At 50.9% G+C, this 19,109-nt stretch carries 12 protein-coding genes; 9 read left to right on the forward strand and 3 right to left on the reverse strand.

The features are described from left to right. On the reverse strand, window positions 1–813 hold an 813-nt coding region (gene guaA / locus Q0294_RS14045; protein ID WP_299466520.1), incomplete at its 3' end, for a glutamine-hydrolyzing GMP synthase. Window positions 814–1,336: 523 nt separating this feature from the next. Here guaA and Q0294_RS14050 point away from each other — a divergent pair. The 6 genes from Q0294_RS14050 (at window position 1,337) to Q0294_RS14075 (ending at window position 11,058) form a co-directional block, all read left to right on the forward strand. Next, the gene (locus Q0294_RS14050; RefSeq protein WP_299466522.1) at window positions 1,337–2,293 is read left to right on the forward strand and encodes a hypothetical protein; all 957 of its coding nucleotides are present in this window, start codon (window positions 1,337–1,339) and stop codon (window positions 2,291–2,293) included. Between the two features lie 156 nt (window positions 2,294–2,449). Further along, window positions 2,450–3,220, forward strand: a complete 771-nt coding sequence (locus Q0294_RS14055) for an aldolase/citrate lyase family protein (RefSeq protein ID WP_299466524.1) — start codon at window positions 2,450–2,452, stop codon at window positions 3,218–3,220. Window positions 3,221–3,322: 102 nt separating this feature from the next. After that, complete coding sequence (locus Q0294_RS14060) at window positions 3,323–4,690, forward strand: DUF1501 domain-containing protein (protein ID WP_299466527.1); 1,368 nt, start codon at window positions 3,323–3,325, stop codon at window positions 4,688–4,690. A 203-nt stretch (window positions 4,691–4,893) separates the two neighbouring features. Continuing rightward, a complete protein-coding gene (locus tag Q0294_RS14065) occupies window positions 4,894–8,298 on the forward strand; it encodes a PSD1 and planctomycete cytochrome C domain-containing protein (protein ID WP_299466530.1) in 3,405 nt (1,134 codons plus the stop codon). A 30-nt stretch (window positions 8,299–8,328) separates the two neighbouring features. Further along, entirely contained in the window at window positions 8,329–9,738 is a 1,410-nt protein-coding gene (locus tag Q0294_RS14070; protein ID WP_299466533.1) for a DUF1501 domain-containing protein, read from the forward strand. A gap of 48 nt (window positions 9,739–9,786) precedes the next feature. After that, window positions 9,787–11,058 carry a PQQ-binding-like beta-propeller repeat protein gene (locus tag Q0294_RS14075; RefSeq protein ID WP_299466536.1) on the forward strand — a complete coding sequence of 424 codons (1,272 nt, stop codon included), beginning with the start codon at window positions 9,787–9,789 and terminating at the stop codon, window positions 11,056–11,058. A gap of 13 nt (window positions 11,059–11,071) precedes the next feature. Here the strand turns inward: Q0294_RS14075 and murB are convergent, their stop codons facing one another. Continuing rightward, complete coding sequence (gene murB / locus Q0294_RS14080; protein ID WP_299466539.1) at window positions 11,072–11,950, reverse strand: UDP-N-acetylmuramate dehydrogenase; 879 nt, start codon at window positions 11,948–11,950, stop codon at window positions 11,072–11,074. Further along, complete coding sequence (gene murC / locus Q0294_RS14085; RefSeq protein ID WP_299466543.1) at window positions 11,916–13,367, reverse strand: UDP-N-acetylmuramate--L-alanine ligase; 1,452 nt, start codon at window positions 13,365–13,367, stop codon at window positions 11,916–11,918. The genes murB and murC overlap by 35 nt, the downstream gene beginning before the upstream one ends. A 427-nt stretch (window positions 13,368–13,794) precedes the next feature. Here murC and Q0294_RS14090 point away from each other — a divergent pair, with 427 nt between their 5' ends. The 3 genes from Q0294_RS14090 to Q0294_RS14100 all read left to right on the forward strand — a co-directional run. Continuing rightward, entirely contained in the window at window positions 13,795–14,256 is a 462-nt protein-coding gene (locus Q0294_RS14090; RefSeq protein WP_299466546.1) for a hypothetical protein, read from the forward strand. Between the two features lie 105 nt (window positions 14,257–14,361). Further along, window positions 14,362–16,740 carry a hypothetical protein gene (locus Q0294_RS14095; protein ID WP_299466549.1) on the forward strand — a complete coding sequence of 793 codons (2,379 nt, stop codon included), beginning with the start codon at window positions 14,362–14,364 and terminating at the stop codon, window positions 16,738–16,740. A gap of 41 nt (window positions 16,741–16,781) precedes the next feature. Then, window positions 16,782–19,109: hypothetical protein (locus tag Q0294_RS14100; protein WP_299466552.1), on the forward strand; the 2,328-nt coding region annotated here is incomplete at its 3' end.

A 19,109-nucleotide genomic window follows, 5' to 3' on the forward strand; every position in this document is an offset into this window, starting at 1 on the left:
CAATCCATTGTCCACAAAGATACACGATAGCTGAGAACCGATCGCCCGATAAAGCAAGGCGGCAACAACTGAAGAATCGACGCCCCCCGATAAACCGCAAATCACACGCTTATCGCCAACCCGTTCACGGATTGTCGCGATTTCCTGTTCGATCAAATTGGAAATTTTCCACGTTCCCTCACAGCCACAAACTTTTTGAACAAAGTTCGATAGTAGCATCCCACCAAATTCGGTGTGAGTGACTTCCGGATGGAACTGCAGACCGTACAGAGGCTTGCTATGATGTTTAACAGCCGCAAACTGGCAGGTTTCGGTGGACGCCAGAGAGGTAAAATGTTCGCTCAGATTCTGAACCTGATCGCCATGACTCATCCAGGCAATAAAATTAGACGGAACGCCTGAAAAGATGTTGGAATGGTCGCTGACGGTACTGGGGGTTCTGCCAAATTCCCGTGATTCGCTCCCTTTGACTTCGCAACCCTGTGAGGCACAAACCAGCTGCATGCCGTAACAGATGCCCAGAATCGGAATTCCCAGGTTAAAAATTTCAGGATCTGGCTGCGGTGAATTTTCACCATAAACGCTGGCAGGACCACCGGAAAGAATAATGCCTTTCGGGTTCAGTTCTCTGATGCGGTCTACCGACAGATCCGGGCGAGCCAGTTGGCTGAAGACATTCTGCTCACGGACACGTCTCGTAATCAGCTGTGAAGTTTGAGACCCGAAATCCAGGACCAGAATCAACTCTTCCTGCTTGGTATTAATTAAACTCTGAGAAAGAGCGTCCTGCTCAGAGAGATGGGGATCGGTCATTACGTTCTCGAAATCTTGATGCAATCGAAAGGATCATCAAAGGCACTCGCGCCAAGGCCGCTGATGAATTTAGCTGCTATTGAATTTAGCCCGGTTGAATAAAACAATTCTGCTTGAAAAGCAAATCGCTATCTTAGCGATTCTATTTTCGAAATCCAATTCAGCACAACGAATTCAATCAGGAAAGCAGGAATCTATACGGAGCAGTTAAAATACAAAAGATACAGCAGATGTATGCCCGCGCACACCAGAATTCGGAACTGCCATTTTTTCTTTCAGCTGCGATTTACTGCAGAAAACAGAGATCTGACAAGCGTTTACAGCATTTCAGACATATCAAGATAATTTGAACCATTCCTGCCGATCTATCCGATAATTCCAGTAATTCGAACTTTGCGGAATAATTGCACTCAACAGGAATGGGAATCTTTGACCCACTCCTGAATGAATACATTCCAGGCGTCAGGGTACAAAACAGATCCCCTCGCGCTTTCTTTCAACTCATTGCCGGGAACTGAAAATCATGCTTCTCAGATGGAATCATTTTCTCTCCAGACACTGTCTGGCTTTTTTTGCGGGAACCTCAATTCTGATTGCCGGAGCCGAGTTAAATGCACAGGTCATTCCTGGCACCGGGACACGGGTCGAGGGGGCCTGGGATGATTTTGAAGATGAGACCTGGGAATACATTACGAATCTTCCGAAAAGCAGTACCAACGTCGATGAACAGACCCGCTATCCCCTGGGACAGTCCTCGAATAGCATCTGGACAGAAAGTGCCAAACGCGGACAACCGGACATGATCCAACGGGTTCCCACACCTCCCGGCGGCCTGCCCGGCAGCAAAGGCGCCTTGCTGATGAAATCACTGCACACAGGCGTTCCCGGACAAGGTAGTCGGGGAAGCAATCAGGACGACCTGATTATGCAGGGAACAATGGTTTCGGTCAATTATTCACCCAGCGTCATCACACGCGTCTATATTCCACCATTTGAAGAATGGGAAGACAAAACCGGAACTTCATTCGGATTCCGGGCTGCTGTCAAAGCACCTACAACGACAAAAAGTTCAGGCCGACGATTCTTTTCTCGGGGCCCTACTACAAAAATCGAAACCATCTATCTGGGCATGTTCATTCAGTTCAACAGCAAAACAGACAGTGCCAATGGCGAAGATTCTGCTGTGTTTGTCGTACGGGCTGACAGTTCAGGACAGGATTTTATCGGGCCGGAAATCAAACAGACCGGCTGGTGGACACTGGGAATGTCTTTCACTCCCGATGGTCGCACACACTATTATGCCAGTCCCGGCGTTGATCCATTGACTCCGGCCGACCGCTTCGCTTCACACTATCCTTATGGATCACGGATTCAGTCATTCCACACGGCCTTCTTTAATATCTGCAATCAGGATAATGGTCGTACCTGGTCCACTGAGTGGATCATCGACGATCCAGCCATGTACTACATCAGCCAGTAGTCCGGCATGCGAACGGAATTCCAACAAATAACATAAATTCAGAAACGGCATACTCTCTCAGGGTATGCCGTTTCTGTTTCTCCGCTTATCATGGATTTATGTGCGTCCTGACGTTCCATACCAAACACCATACCTGTTTTTTTGCTGGACCCTTCCATGTTCGAAAATAAAATCAAAACACTGCTTTCTAAAGGTGATGTGGCCCTGGGAGTCGGCTTGCCTGATGCCTCGGAAATTCTTGCGAAAATGTCAGTCGACACGGGCATCGATTTTTTGTGGATCGACCTGGAACACCGTCCCTATGGCGTCAACGAAGTCAAACACATCCCCGTGATCGCCCGCAGACAAGGCTGCATGCCTATGATTCGCGTGCCTGGTCTGGACCCGAGCTACTTCAAAAAAGCGCTGGATATCGGTGCCAATACCATCATGGTTCCGCAGATCAATAACGCAGAGGAAGCAAAGCTCGCAGTCCAGTATGCCAAATATCCACCCGAAGGCACGCGCGGCGTTTCGCCCGACTGGACCATGTTTATGGATATTTCCTTCGATGATTATCTGCCTCATGCAAATAACGAAACAGCAATCGTCGTTCAAATCGAATCACCGGAAGGAATCGAAAATATCGAGAAAATCGCCGCCGTCGAGGGCGTTGATGTCGTCTTTGCCGGCCCGATGGACCTCTCCGCCTCCCTGGGCATCATCGGACAGATTCAGCACCCGGAACTCCTGAAATTACTGGCTGATTTCCCCAAACGGGTGGCAAAAGCCAATAAGCCTGCGGGAATCACTTTTGGAGATCTCGACCGCTGCCGTCAGGCCATTGATGAGGGGTATCGCTTCGTCAATATCGGCTCGATTGCCTCTCTGGGAGCCAATGGAATCCGTGCAGTCCTTCCAGAACTACGTGAACGGGCGCGAAGATAATAAAATTCAAGATCTTCCCAAGCCCCTCTGGAACACATAAACACAACTTGATACAATCGCGCTGTTATCAAGATTCCAGACTACGGTAGGAGCGACACCAGTATGCTGACACTGCTTGGACAAGGCCATTCTCGACAGTCGTTTTGTGATCAAATCACGCGACGGAACTTTCTCCAGATTGGCAGTCTCGGTCTGTCTGGCCTGACGTTACCCCGCCTGTTACAGGCGGAAGCGACGAACCCGGCCGGCAAAAAGCGTCAGAAATCGGTGATCATGATTTATCTGGTGGGGGGGCCACCTCACCAGGACATGATCGACCTCAAACCGGAGGCCCCCAAGGAAATCGCAGGCCCCTGGCGTCCGATTGCCACCAACGTTCCCGGAATTGAAATCTGTGAAGCCTTCCCGCGAATGGCGCAGCTCATGGATAAAATGGTTCTGATTCGTTCCATCGTCGGCTCGCAGAGCGGCCACGATGCGATCCAGTGTTTTAACGGCCATGATCCCAAAAAACCGAAACCACAGGGAGGCTGGCCGCAATTTGGTTCGACGGTCTCGAAACTTCAAGGCCCGTATGTGGAGTCGGCGCCCCCTTTTATCAGCCTGTGTTATCCTTGTACTCACGGCCCCTATAATGAACCGGGCTCCGGATTTCTCGGTCTCTCGCATTCCCCCTTTCGTCCGATGGGTCCTACTCGCCATGATATGGTACTGAATGGCGTGTCTCTGGAACGACTTGCTGATCGAAAACAACTGCTGCAAGGTATTGATAATTTTAAACGGGAAGCAGACGCTTCAGGCATGATGACCGGCCTGGATACATTTACCGAACAGGCAATGGGCGTGCTGACTTCTTCAAAACTGGCCGAAGCACTGGACCTTTCCAAAGAAGATCCCGAGACCGTCAAACGCTATGGCACTGGCGATCCGACAAAATTCATCGACGGTAATGGCGCACCCCGCGTACCACAGAGCATGCTGGCCGCACGCAGGCTGATCGAAGCCGGCGCGCGTGTTGTCACTTTGAATTACAGTAAATGGGACTGGCATGGCGGATCATACAACACCATCTTCAAACGCGAAGAAGAAGACTTCCCCGCCTTTGATCAGTGCGTCAGCGCCCTGCTGGAAGACCTGCATCAACGAGGTCTGGATCAGGATTGTACGGTTGCCATCTGGGGCGAATTTGGACGCACTCCTAAAATCAGTGCCCAGGTCGGCCGCGATCACTGGCCGCGCGTGAACTCGGCCATTCTCTTCGGCGGTGGCATGAAAACCGGTCAGGTCATCGGCGCCACCGATCGACTGGGAGGCGAAGCCGTCGATCGTCCCGTCACATTCCCCGAACTCTTTGCGACGCTTTATCACAATCTGGGAATCGAAACAGAGCATACGACGGTGGAAGATTTCAGTGGCCGTCCGCAATATCTGGTCGAGGGACACGCCAAACCTCTGCCGGAACTGATTTAATTCCTGTCGAGGGAATTTGACTCTCTTTTTCCGCAAAGCCGATTAAAACTTGAATCGCTTCAACTGAAAGCGTTAAAATAGTTTATGGCAATGTCTCGGATATTGTTCCCTCCATTTTAAAAATGCGCTCCACGTTACATGAGCGGCTAAAAACCATCTTCGGCTGAATCACGACCTGAACTCTGAATAAGAAGTCTCTGAGTATGAAGCATATTCTCCGAATCATATCTGTTTTTCTGCTGCTGATCGGCTTCGTCTGTTTCTCAACTTCGGCAGAAGAAGCAAAATCAAAAACAGATTCCGTTCCCCAGTTCGCACCAGAGCAACTGGAGTTCTTTGAAAAGTCGATTCGCCCGTTGCTCGCCGAACATTGTTATGAGTGTCATAGCGGCCAGTCCAAACGCCTGGAAGGCGGACTGCGGCTGGACTCGCGTGCCCTGCTGCTGAAGGGGGGAGATACTGGCCCCTCAGCGGATCTCAAAAAAACACACGAGAGTCTTCTCCTGCAAGCCGTGCGTTATGAATCGTTCGAGATGCCCCCCAATACCCGACTGAAAAAAGAACAAATCGATCTCCTCGCACGCTGGGTCGAAATGGGGCTCCCCTGGCCCGAAGAAAAACCGCCTGCCAAGGGAGGCGCTGCCGATACCTTTGATCTGAAAAAACGACAGCAGGAACACTGGGCCTGGCAGCCGATGAAAGAGGTGCCGCCGCCTGCGGTCAAAAATAAAAGCTGGTCGACCCATCCCGTAGATCAGTTCATTCTTGCGAAACTGGAAGAAAAACAGCTGCAGCCAACTTTACATGCGGACAAGCGGACAATCATCCGTCGGCTGTATTTCGACTTGATCGGCGTCCCTCCGACTGCTGCTCAAATTCACTCCTACCTGAGTGACACGTCTCCGAATGCGACAGAAAAAGTCGTCGATCAGCTTCTGGCGGCTCCTCAATTTGGCGAACGCTGGGCACGGCACTGGCTGGATCTGATGCGTTATGCAGAATCGCGGGGCCACGAATTTGATAATGATGCCCCCAACGCCTACCAGTATCGCGACTATGTGATCCGCGCCCTGAACGCCGATCTCCCCTATGATCAGTTCGTCACGGAACATATCGCCGGCGATTTACTGCAACAGCCACGACTGAATCCCGAGCAACAGTTCAATGAATCCGTCCTGGCAACCGCGTTCTGGTACTTGAGTGAATGGGTGCACTCCCCCGTTGATATCCGCAAGGATGAAACTGACCGCTTTGATAACGCCATTGATGTCATGACCAAATCATTTCTGGGCATGACCGTTTCCTGTGCCCGTTGTCACGACCATAAATTCGATGCGATTTCAACGAAAGACTATTACGCCCTGTATGGATACCTGCAAAGCAGTAACTATCATCAGGTCCGTTTCGAATCGATGGCGCACAATCAGAAAATCGCGCAGCAGACCGAACTGCTGCATAAACTGAAACAGACCGTCCTCAAAACGAAACTGAAAAGCACGTTTGCAGCGGGAGTAAACCACTTTGCGGAATATTTCCAGGCTGCCAAAACTATCGCGCAACAATTTCCCGATGAAAAATCACCTGAACTGGATGCGGAAATCAAACAACAGGCGGCCGCGCGAAAGCTCAACCCCGCGATCCTGAAAAACTGGGTGCAATTCACTCAAAGCAATCAGGATCAAGAGAATCGTTTCTTTGCCTCGCTGCAGAAAGAGACTGAGACAGCAGTCTCTCTCGAACCGGTCAATTCACAGGCGACCGGTAATACCGATTCCTCTGAGACTACCATCATCAATTACGCAAACTGTGCTCCCGCAGATTTTATCGCCGACGGTTTCAGTTTTGGCCTGGCGCCGCGTGCGCGAGGCACGTTGGTTTTCGATCAAGCCAACCAGCAGATCCCGCTCACTGTACTTGCGGAAGGCGCGGCAAGACGTGATTTTCTCTGGGAGGATCTGGTGGATGTCAATTCGCCGCAAATGAATCAGAAAAATCAACTGCGGACCTTTCCCCGGTCAGGACGCACATTAAGGACCCCGACCTTCGAAGTTCAGGGAGCGGTTTCTTACAAAATCAAAGGGGGCTGCTGGGTTTACGCCTGTGTCGACTCCCACCGCATGCTGTTCGGCCCTCTGCACGGTTCCACGCTGAAGAAAATTCCTGCTACGCCGGAAAATCAACCGCGCTGGGTGACACACGACTTATCCCGCTATAAGGGACATCGCATTCATCTGGAATTCACCGTGCTGGAGAAAGAGCCTCTGGAAGTTTATCAGGTGAAACACGGAACACCGCAGTCCGAACAACCGTTGACATCGATCAGCCTGAAAAACGAAAAAAAACAACAAGCGGCCGAGACCATTCAGAGTCAGTCACTTAAGGGACAACAGACGGTCCAGCATGCAGTGCAGGAATACTTCAATGCAGAACAGACACCGAGTGCGGAAACCGTCGCCGTCATCAACTGGATGATCGCACATCCTGATCTGTTTTCAGATCCGCAAAGCAGAGAACGACTTGCTCTCACGCAGGAAATCGAACACTATCGCGCACAGTGCGAACAACTGAAACAGACGATTCAAACGAAATCGCAGACCGCAATGGCCATCATGGATGGCAGTGCTGAGAGTGATCATGTCCTGATTCGCGGCAGCCATCAGAACCCCGGCCCTTTAGTTGAAAGACGATTTCTGGAAGCCCTCAATGGCAAATCGCCTGCCCTCACTCCAGGAAGCGGACGACTGGAATTAGCAAAAGCAATCAATGATCGTTCGAATCCCCTGACCCATCGCGTGATTGTGAATCGCATCTGGGCACACCTGTTCGGACGGGGCATCGTGCCCAGCGTCGATAATCTGGGAGTCCTGGGAGAACGCCCTTCGCATCCGGAACTGCTTGATTATCTTGCGCTGCAATTCCTGAAACAGGGACGTTCGCTCAAACAGATGATTAAAACCATCGTGCTGACGCAAACTTATCAACAGGCCAGCCAGACCACCTTGAACGTGTCAGAGATCGATCCGGACAATATTTATCTCTACAAAATGCCTTTAAAGCGACTGGAAGGTGAAGCGATTCGCGATGCCCTGTTGAGCATTTCCGGAAGAATCGATTCAAAAATGTATGGCCCGTCTGTGCCGGTTCACCTCACCAGATTTATGGATGGTCGCGGCAAACCTCCGGTGAATGGTCCGCTGGACGGCGACGGCAGACGTTCGATTTATATTCAGGTCCGCCGCAATTTTCTCTCGCCGATGATGCTGGCGTACGACACGCCGAGCCCGTTCAGCACAATGGGCCGCCCCAATGTTTCGAATGTGCCCGCACAGGCGCTGATCATGATGAACGACCCGTTTGTACTTCAACAGGCTCAGCTCTGGGGAAAACGGGTGACCACCGACTCGAATCGGCAAACGACCGACGACAGAATCCGCTGGATGTATGAATCGGCATTAAGCCGTCTGCCCAGTCCCGAAGAGTTGACAGCGGCACGTCAATTTATTCTGGAAGGTAACCAGCAGAACCCGCCGACGGCTGACCCTGCCCTCATCTGGGCAGAGTTGGGGCACGTTATTTTCAACCTGAAAGAGTTTATCTACGTTTTCTGATTTCACGAGAATCCTCAGAAAGTCTGCAACATGCAATGTGGTCAATTCAGACAACAGTTTACGCGGCGTGATATTCTCAAGCAGTGCGCCAATGGCTTTGGTGCAGCCGCGCTGACAGCGCTCCTGCAGGACCGTGCGTTCTCCGGCGAAACAGTCGGAAAAACCCACTTCCCGCCCAAAGCGAAAAATGTCATTTTCCTGTATATGGATGGCGGACCTTCGCAAGTCGATACCTTTGACCCGAAACCATTGCTGAATAAATTCAACGGCAAGAGTCCCGGTGATTATTTTAAAGTGGAAGCGACGCAGTTCGATAATGTCGGAAAAGTGCTTGAAAGCCCGTGGAAGTTTCAACAATACGGCGAAAGCGGTATCCCCGTCAGCGATCTCTTCCCCCACATCGGCGGGTGTGTTGATGACATGGCGGTGATACGTTCCGTGGTCTCTCAATTCCCCGAACACACCTTTGCGAACTACTTTCTGCACACAGGCAGCGGCTTGCAGGGGCGTCCGAGTATGGGCGCGTGGGTTAATTATGGTTTAGGCAGTGAATGCCAGAACCTGCCCGGTTTTGTCGTCATCAATGGCGGACTGATTCCTCCGGGCGGGCTCGACTGTTTTAACAGTGGATTTCTGCCCGCCAGTTTCCAGGGTTCCATTTTCAAACCGGGAGGCAGCGGGATCGCAAATGTGGAACGGCAGGAAAAAACCAGCCAGACTCAACTGCAAAAACTCAAACTCATGCAGCAACTGGATCGTTTTAAACAACAGCAGACCGGAATTCACGACGAAATTGAATCCGCCATCTCGAACTATGAACTCGCCTATAAAATGCAGATGGCGATTCCCGACCTGATGTCGTTTACCAGCGAAAGCAAATCTACCCTGGACCTGTATGGATTCGACGCGGAATATGAGCCCACACGCACCTACGCCGCAGAATGTCTGCTCGCGCGCAGGCTCGTCGAACGGGGAGTCCGTTTTGTCGAACTGACGTGTACCAGCGTCAAAAGCGACCGCTGGGACCAGCACGCGAATTTAAAACGCGATCACGAAAATAACGCCCGCGCCGTCGATCAGCCCATCGCCGGCCTGTTGAAAGATCTTAAACAGCGCGGCCTGCTGGAATCCACGCTGGTCATCTGGGGGGGTGAGTTCGGGAGAACGCCTTTTGCGCAGGGCACCAATGGACGGGACCACAACCCGTTCGGCTTTTCCATGTGGATGGCGGGAGGCGGGATTAAAGGGGGCATGACTTATGGAGCCACGGATGACTGGGGTTATAAAGTCGTAGAGAATCGTGCGGAGATCCATGATCTTCACGCCACGATGCTGCATCTTCTGGGGCTGGACCATACGAAATCCACGTTCCGTTTTGGTGGTCGCGACATGCGACTGACCGACGTACACGGACACGTCATTCATGATGTAATTGCTTAAGCCAAATCGTTCATTCTGTTCCGATCACAGTTTCGAAAAGGCGTTCAGATGAAACATTCCTTACAAGTTCTGATTTTTGCGTTTTCGTCTTCGCTGATTCTCAGTTCCACTTTGCTCACCGCAGAAGACTGGCCCGCCTTTCGGGGACCCCGCGGAAACGGGATCTCGCAGGAAACCGAGGTCCCTGTGAAATGGAGTCCCACAGAGAACATTGTCTGGAAAGCGCCTCTGCCGTCTGACGGCAACAGCAGCCCGATTGTCTCGAACGGGCGTGTGTTTGTGACGTGTGCCGAAAACGAAGGACGCAAACGCAGTCTTTACTGTTTTGACCGCACGAATGGAAAACCACTCTGGGTGCGTACCGTCAACTTTGACAAAGTCATGCCCACGCATAAGACGAATAACTATTGCGGTTCGACTCCTGTGGCGGACGGGAAACGCGTTTTCGTCTGGCACGCCTCTGCAGGTTTATTCTGTTATGACTTTGATGGGAATGAACTCTGGAACCGAAATCTGGGAGAGTTTGAACATATCTGGGGCTACGGTGCTTCTCCCATTCTGCACGAGGGAAAACTCATTCTGCACTGCGGCCCGGGAAAGCGGGTCTTTATGACGGCCCTTGATCCGGACAACGGGAAAACGATCTGGGAAACCGAAGAACCGGTCGAAGCGGACGGTCAATACAACAAAGATCGAAAGTACATGGGCTCTTGGAGCACGCCCGTGATTGCGGAGATCAATGGTCAGAAACTCATTATCTGCAGCATGTCCCTGCGCGTGAATGCCTATGATCCTGATACAGGGAAGATCATCTGGAGTTGTGACGGCCTGCGCGGACAGAAAGGGGACCTGGTTTATACCTCGCCGGTCCTCGCGAACGATGTCTGCGTAGCGATGGGAGGCTTTAACGGCCCGGCGATCGGCTTCCGCATGCAGGGGACAGGCGATATCACGGCCTCACAGCGGCTCTGGCGAAAAGAACCCAACCCGCAGCGCATTTCGACGGGGATCTTTACGAAAGACCATCTCTTCATGGCCAATGCCGGCCCGAATTTTTTCCAGTGCATCAACCCGGCGACTGGAGAAATCCTCTGGCAGGAACGGGGAGGCGCCGCCTGCTGGGGCTCGTTAATCCTGGTCAATGATCATCTTTATGTGACCGACCAGAACGGCACGACACACGTTTTCAAACCCGACGTCAAGCGTTTCGAAAAAGTGGCGCAGAATGAACTGCGGGAAAAAAGTAACTCCACGCCCGCCTTTTCCGACGGGCAGATTTTCCTGCGTACGTTTCAGCACCTCTACTGTATCGGAAAATAACGAAGTTCTCTGATTACCAGAGTTCGATTTCAAGTTCGAGTTCCACGCCGAATTTTTCTGCGACCGTGTGCTGCGCCAGATTGATCAGATCGTGTACATTTTCCGTTGTCGCATTTTCATCGTTGACAATGAAATTCGCATGCCGATCACTGATTTCAGCCCCGCCAATCCGCGTCCCTTTCAGCCCGGCCTGCTCGATTAAAGCGCCTGCGTGCATGCCGCGCGGATTTTTGAAGATGCAACCTGCCGACTGATGCGTCAAAGGCTGATTGGCCTTTTTCATGATCCAGTTCTTTTTCATGCGATTCGTGACCTCTTCAGAATCATCCTGTTTCAATTCAAAAGTGGCTTCGAGAATCGCCAGCTCATTGATGCTGCTTTCCCGGTAACTGAAGCTCAATTCGTCCGCCGTCCGCACAAATTTTTCTCCTCGGGCGGTCAGTACCGAAACGGATGTGGCATACTGGCCGATATCACCATTGTGTCCCCCCGTGTTGCCATGCAAGGCGCCCCCGACGGTTCCCGGAATACCAACCAGACTTTCCAGACCTGCCAGTCCCGCTTTCACGGTTTGGGAAACAAGGTTCGACAGCAATGCGCCGGCACCTGCGGTGACAGTGGTGCCTTCGATCTGAATCTTTGAGAATTCTTCGTCATGAATCCTGATGACGGCTCCCTGTACGCCGGAATCCTTGATGAGGATATTCGATGCGCCTCCAAAGACGCGTACGGGGATTTCATTTTCGACACAGCACAAGACCACCGCCTGCAGTTCGTCTACAGTGCGTGGTTCCAGGAAAAACTGGGCAGGTCCCCCTATTTTGAAATAGGAGTACTTTGCCAGTGGTTCAGAATGTTTAAGAATCTCTTTGAAGTCTTCGATTGAACTCATGATGGATCCGATTTATTTCGCCCGCTCCCATAGTAATGATGATATCACCAGATTGAGCCTCAGTCTCTAAAGTTGAGAGCATCTGGTCAAGGGAACTGCTGAATCTGACCGAATCATTATGCAGAAGAATTCGTTTTACCAACTCTTTCGACGTATCAACGGGCTCCGGTCCGAGTTTTTCACGGGCGGCGTAGACAGGTGCAATCAGGACTTTGTCTGCCAGTTTGAAGCTGCGGGCATAATAATCCATCAAAGCCTGAGTCCGCGAAACCTGGTGCGGTTCATATAGACACCAGACTTTACGGTCCGGGTACTCCTGTCTCAGCATTTTTAAGGTAGACTGAATGGCCGTCGGATGATGCGCATAATCATCGAACAGAGTTATCCCCTTATAGGAACCCATCCGCTCATAACGACGATGTATGCCCGGGAACTCATAGATGCCTTCGCGAATCTCTTCCGCAGGAATCCCGGCCGTGTGGCAGAGAATGGCGGCAACCATCGCATTGGAAACATTATGTTTCCCGATTTTCTGCATGGATATTTCTGAAAAATAATCGCCTTGATGAAACAGCCGGAATCGCAAACCAAAGGAGGTCTGTTTAATATCGGTGGCCCACCAGTCTGCACCTCGTTCGAGAGAAAATGTGGAGACTTTCGCTTTGCAGGCGTCCAGAATTTTCTGCCGCCCCATGCAATTTCCCGGCAGCAGTAAACTGCCACTCACGGGAATACGTGAGACAAACTCTGCATAAGCGGATGACATGTCGTCCTGATTTTTGAAATAATCAAAGTGATCGGGTTCGATGTTCGTAATGGCGGCGTGATAGGGAAACAAATTCAGAAAGCTGCGCTGGTACTCACAACTTTCGGCGACAAACAGCGGGCCGACCCCTGCCCAGCCGTTTAAATTCTGGCTGCAGAGTTCCGCACCAATCATCGCAGAGGGAGCAACACCGGCATTCTGAAGCACATATGCGGTCAACGCCGTCGTGGTACTTTTACCGTGCGTGCCCGCGATACAGACCCCTTTTTTCTGCCGCATCAGACTGCCCAGCATCTGGGCATAAGAAAATTGAGGAATTCCCATCCGCTGTGCAAAACGACGTTCCGGATTTGCCAGACCGATGGCAGGACTGTAAACCAACACGTTCGTCCCCTCGGGAACAAATCGTTTGTCGTGTCCCTGGTGAACCCGATATCCCCCTTCCTTTAATGCCTCCTCGGTAGGGAGCGGGGGACTTAAATCGGACCCCGTCACGCGACAGCCGGCACTGGAAAGGTATTCTGCCAAAGCTTTCATGCCTGAGCCGCAAATGCCCACAAGATGCGCAGAGGCAGGCAATGCTGCGGAATCCAACTGGAATTCATTGGTTGAAAGGCTTTGCTGATTAATGTTCGCTTTTGACAGGATCATAGTCGCCTTAATGTCTATCTGAAGTTCCCGATGATTGGTCTTGTATAGGGGTTTTCACACACACAAGCACTGGTTTCGGTTGGCTCTTTCCGAAACTCCTCGCCTCTTAATATCGGGAATGCACGCGTTCTGAATCCATTGGTTATGACATTTGTTTCGACTGGATAAACATTATCGAATAGCAAGATCCTGTTGCATCAAGCTGGTTACCTGGTGAAAATCGATAAGATAGACAAACCTAGTCATGTTTAACTTGACGCAGATTTGTTTCCTTGACTTCCTTTCCTTTTTTCAAAGTTCTTATAATTCTTATCGGGCTTCGATACAATGCATTATGTCTCGAAACCGAATCTGCCTGAAGAGCAGTTTTTCGAGGCCTTTTCTATCTCTCACGGTGCAGGGGAAACGTCCCTGAAGGAGTAAAAGTATGCAGACACCTGAATTTGACGTTCAAACAGCACATCGTTTTTTTGCTGCTGACTGTTTCAATAAAACCTGGGATTATCTTGAGAAACACGAGCGTACTCCGGAAGAGAATCTGGCCATGATTTCCAGCTCCCACGCCTCATTCTGGCACTGGAAACAATTCGAGGAGCATACCCCCCTCAATATTTCGATTGCCTACTGGCAACTCTCCCGGGTTTATGCGGTGACCAGTCAGCCTCGACTGGCACTCAGCTTTGCCTCTCTCTGCCTCAAAGTCAGCCAGAAAAACCAGTTAGGGCCATTTTATATGGCTTATGCTTATGAAGCGCTGGCCCGGGCCTCCGCAGTCGCCGATAAACCGGAGGAGGCCGCAACCTGGCTGGAACATGCAAAAAAAATCGTAGAATCAGAGCTGGAAGGTGATGAAAAACAGCAATTACAGACAGATCTGAATACAATATAAGCATCTGTCTGCCTTTGAATATTCTGATCAAGCAGGTCTGACTTTCCATTCGCCGTAGTTTAGCTCAACTTTATGGATTATCTGAAACAACTTCTGGAATCCTATTTGGATATTCCCAAAGCGGGTCCCGGTCAGGGAACCGCGTGGAATTTCCAGTGGAACGCGCCCTGGCCTGCCTGGTTGCCGGACTGGACGGTTCTGCTGTTGGGAGTGGGAATTATCTTTCTGCTGGTTTACGCCTATCTGAAAGACACGGTCCATCTCAGTCTCCAGAAACGTTCGCTGTTACTGGGTATTCGACTGACCCTGTTTCTGATCGTGTTGCTGTTCCTGACGAAATTTACCCTTTCCATTCACAGAACCGGCCTGCCCTTCATCGCCGTCTTAATTGATGACTCGGCCAGTATGGGGCTGGAAGATGATTATTCTCAAACGGGGCCGGCTGAAATCAGCACTCAGGCCAAAGAGCAGGGAAAAGGGAAAAACCGGCTCGATCTGGTCAAAACCGTCCTGCTTCAGAATGATTCGCAATTTCTGAGTGAACTGCAAAAAAAACACAAATTGCGACTCTATCATTTTTCGGAAGCCTGTATTCCCCTGGGAGAACAAGGGCTGCTGGAGAAATCCAATACGGAACCAACCCGGGAGTTGCTCAAACAACTCGAACCTCTGGGAAAAGAAACACGCCCCTTTCAGGCGGTCCAAAAAGTTCTGAATGATTTTCGCGGTACGCCTCCGACTGCCATCATCGTTTTCAGCGACGGGATCTCCAGTACAGGTGAGATGGATCTCTTATCGCGGGCGGCTCCTCTGGCAAAGTCAAAACTGGTCCCCATTTTTCCCGTGGGCGTCGGCAGCGAACAACCGGTCAGAGATCTGCAGCTCTATGATCTGCTGGTAGACGACGTGGCGTTTGTCAATGATCCGATCAATCTCTCAGCCAAAGTAAAAAGCTTTGGTATTAATGCCGGTTCGATTTCTGTCTCGCTGAAGGACGCCAAATCAGGCGTTCCCCTGGTAACACGCCAGTTTCCCATTAACCCGAAAAAGGAATCTCAGAAGATTGAACTGACTTTCACGCCCACTAAAGCGGGACTGTTTGAATATGTCTTCGAGGTGGAACCCGTGAAGGGAGAAGTCAATCAAAAGAATAATCAGCAAATCGGACAAGTCTCAGTGCTTGATCAGAAGATCCGTGTCCTACTGGTGGATTCGGTCCCCCGTTATGAATACCGCTATCTGAAACATCTGCTGGAGCGCGACAAAACGATCGAGCTGCGGAGCATTTTACAGGAATCCGATCTGGAGTATTCCTCTGAAGATGCGACGGCTCTGGACTATTTCCCCGTTAAAAAAGAAGATCTGTATCAATACGATGTGGTGATTCTGGGCGATGCCGACCCCGCCTATTTCAGCCAGGCGGTTTTTGAAAATCTGGATCAGTTTGTCCGCCAGAAAGGAGGGGGACTGATCGTGATTGCCGGCCCCCGTTTTTCTCCGCAAGCTTATGCCAATACGAAACTGGAAGCGCTGTTGCCGATTGAAATTTCCAAAACAAAGCAACCAGCCGACGCTCTCCTGATCGAAGGATTTCAACCGGAATTGACAACCGAAGGGCAATTCAGCACCTCGATTTTTCGATTTGCAGACAGTGCCGAACAAAGCCGGACCATCTGGAACAATCTGCCGGAGCTGTATTGGTTCTACACGGCAGACGATGTCAAACCCGGTGCTTCCGTCTTTGCCACACATCCCACACAGAAAGGGAAAAACGGTCAGCTCATCCCAATCATCGCCACACAGCGCGTGGGTGCAGGCAAAGTGTTGTTCAGTGCGACGGACGATCTCTGGAGATGGCGTGATCTGGTGGGAGACCTCTATTACTCCCGCTTCTGGGTACAGGCGATTCGCTATCTCAGCCGCTCTAAACTGTTGAATCAGGAGCAGTCCGTCGAACTGACCCTCGATCGCAAAATCTATCAACAGGGGGATACGGTCCAGTTCCGCGTGAAATTCCTGGATGAACGACAGATTCCCACAGACACAGAAAATGTGACCGTGATGCTGGAACGACAGGGGGAAGCATCCCGCCCCGTCAAATTATCTCAGTTGGAAAAATCCCCCAGTATCTTTGAGGGAAGTTATTCCAATATCACAGAAGGGGCCTACCATACCTGGGTCTCGCAACCCATTCTGCAGGGAACTCCCCCTGCAGATGATTTTCGTGTCGAAGTTTCACAACGTGAATTGCTGATTCGGGATATGAACCAGAGCGACATGCAGAAAACGGCCCGGGAAAGCAGAGGAAAGTATTTTCATATCTTCGCTGCGGACCAGCTTCCCCGTGCGATTCCCGCAGGACACCCGGTGCCTCTGGAGAATGAAGAACCCATTCCCCTCTGGAATCGCTGGGAATTCCTGATTTTATTCACTTTACTGATATCGGCAGAATGGCTGTTAAGAAAACGCTTTCGCTTAGTATAATAAAACAGTGATCTCCCTGTTTTTTCTCTGAAGTCAGAACTATGCCTCATTCCATTCGAGCACAATTTGAGCAACTGCATCGCAAGATCCATCAACTGATCTGGCTCAATGGATTGTGTCGGGGGTTAACCATACTTCTGGTGCTGGCTCTCGTAATCATCGGCTTTGACTGGACTCTGAATATTTCAGACCCTGTGATTCGATTCATGCTGGGGCTGGCTGCGGGCAGTTATGTTGTCTGGACTCTCTGGCAAAATCTGGTGATTCCTTTAAAAACACCGCTCACGGATTTTGACCTCGCACTGAAAATTGAACGCCAGCACCCTGCGCTGAAAGACAGTTTTTCCAGCAGCGTCCAGTTTGACAATCAAAAAACCACGCACTTTTCCGGCTCTGCCCAACTTCGTCAGGCGGTCATCGAAGACGCTTACCAGCGGGCTTCCCGGATCAATTTTCTGGAATTGATCGACACACAACCCGTCAGAAAAATCATGATCACAGCCGCGCTGCTCTGCCTGGCTGTGGCTTCGATTTCCATTCTGCATCCTCAGCAGGTGATTCTGGGAATCCATCGTTTGATTCTCCCTTTTTCCGCACCGGACTGGCCACAACGAGTCGAATTGCGGCTGCTGGATGATAATCTGGTTCCCATTGAGACAGGCCCCCAGAATCCCTATCAGGTGGTGGAAGGTCAGAACTTTCGTTTTTTCGTAGAAAACCGGAAAGGGAGCCCACCGGAAGATCTGCAGATTGAATACCAGGTAGCTGCAAATCAGCAGTCACCCGGAAAGTTACATTCAGAACCGCTGCGCATCGTCTCGGTGCCTGGCCAGGCGACAGAAAATCGTGATCTGGGAGCGGGTTCTTTAGTCATTAATAATAAAATGTTGAGGCTGAGAGCGGTGGGAGGCGATGACCATTCCATGCCTTGGTTGACCATCGTCTCTGTTCCCCCGACCATACTGGAACTGCAGGAGGTCACGCTCACCCCGCCCCCCTATTCACAACATCCCGTTGAGACACTGCCTGCGGGGGTTGGAAATTTCAAAGCGCTGGTGGGAACGCGCGTGGATATCAAAGCAAGTTCGAATAAACTGTTGAAATCGGCAGAATTACGCGTCAAAGATCAGGAATCGGTATCTCTCAAGCTGGACGCAAATCGAAAACAATTTTCAGCACAATTCATCGTGAAAGAACCGGGAACCTATGCCTATTGGTTCGAACTGGAAAACGAACAGGGCTTCCGCCCCCCCTCGCCCGAACGTTATGAAATCACGGGCATTACGGATTCCGTTCCGGAAGTGTTTCTTGAAAACCCGGCAACCGATCTGCAGGTGACTCAGTCAGCGCAAATCCCTTTAACTGTGATGATCCACGATGATTTCAAAATTGCCAGTGCGCAGATTCGTTATCAAAAATCTACCAAAGAGGAAACGCTCTCACGAGCCCTGCGCACGGATCGGGAGAATCAGTCATTCCCCCTGCCATTCGACCCGCAAACTTCCAGCGAACAATTGATTATCAACCATATCTGGAAGCTTTCCGATCTGGCGCTGACAGACGGTGATCGCATTATCTTTCGGGCAGAAGCACGTGACCATTACCAGCCAGTCGCGTCAGCAGAAAATCAGACGGAAGAAACTCGCGTTGGCACGAGCATTTCACGCGTACTGACCATCGTCAGCCCGCAGTATAAGGCAAATGAACTGGCGAACCGACATGCCCTGCTCCTGGAAGAACTGACGCGTGTTTTAAAAGATCAGCGACTTTTGCATACGGAAATCAAAGACGTCCAACACCAGCTCCAGCGCGTCGGAACAGCCCGGTCCGAAGAGATTGATACCATCAAACAAGTCGAGATGGATCAGAAACGGGTCGCTGCTCAGCTCTACAGTCCGCGGACCGGTCTGGAACAGCGTTCAAAGGAACTGGTGAGTGAACTTGAGTGGAATCAAATCGATGATCCGGCGATGACTCAACGACTGGCGGAGCTGAACACAGAGCTTTCGGAATTAAATCAGAATGTCTTTCCGCAAATTCAGGAACAGATTACTCAAGCCCGCAAAAAACTGCAGTCCCATGTTGATGCAACTCCCGCTCAGGAGAAATCGGCAAACGATTCGGATCGGTCTCAACCAAAAGCGAATTCCGGAAAGGCAGATTCTGCGGCCACCAGCCCCCGGGCGGACGCGAACAAATCAGAAATCAAACCAACTGCGGACAAAGGGCCACTCGAATCATTGAACCTTGCTGAAAACGGGCAGCAGCAGGTCATCGAGAGGTTGGAAAGCGTGCTGAAATCACTCTCCCAATGGCAGAAAACCAGAGATCTTGTTTCAGAGCTGGAAGATCAGATTCAACAGCAGTCA

Source organism: uncultured Gimesia sp. (assembly GCF_937919775.1).
Lineage (GTDB): Bacteria > Planctomycetota > Planctomycetia > Planctomycetales > Planctomycetaceae > Gimesia.

Excerpts from the sequence above, each read along its gene's own strand:
- Q0294_RS14050 (WP_299466522.1), top strand. The coding sequence starts at position 1,337 with ATGCTTCTCAGATGGAATCATTTTCTCTCCAGACACTGTCTGGCTTTT.
- Q0294_RS14055 (WP_299466524.1), top strand. The coding sequence starts at position 2,450 with ATGTTCGAAAATAAAATCAAAACACTGCTTTCTAAAGGTGATGTGGCC.
- Q0294_RS14060 (WP_299466527.1), top strand. The coding sequence starts at position 3,323 with ATGCTGACACTGCTTGGACAAGGCCATTCTCGACAGTCGTTTTGTGAT.
- Q0294_RS14065 (WP_299466530.1), top strand. The coding sequence starts at position 4,894 with ATGAAGCATATTCTCCGAATCATATCTGTTTTTCTGCTGCTGATCGGC.
- Q0294_RS14070 (WP_299466533.1), top strand. The coding sequence starts at position 8,329 with ATGCAATGTGGTCAATTCAGACAACAGTTTACGCGGCGTGATATTCTC.
- Q0294_RS14075 (WP_299466536.1), top strand. The coding sequence starts at position 9,787 with ATGAAACATTCCTTACAAGTTCTGATTTTTGCGTTTTCGTCTTCGCTG.
- murB (WP_299466539.1), bottom strand. The coding sequence starts at position 11,950 with ATGAGTTCAATCGAAGACTTCAAAGAGATTCTTAAACATTCTGAACCA.
- murC (WP_299466543.1), bottom strand. The coding sequence starts at position 13,367 with ATGATCCTGTCAAAAGCGAACATTAATCAGCAAAGCCTTTCAACCAAT.
- Q0294_RS14090 (WP_299466546.1), top strand. The coding sequence starts at position 13,795 with ATGCAGACACCTGAATTTGACGTTCAAACAGCACATCGTTTTTTTGCT.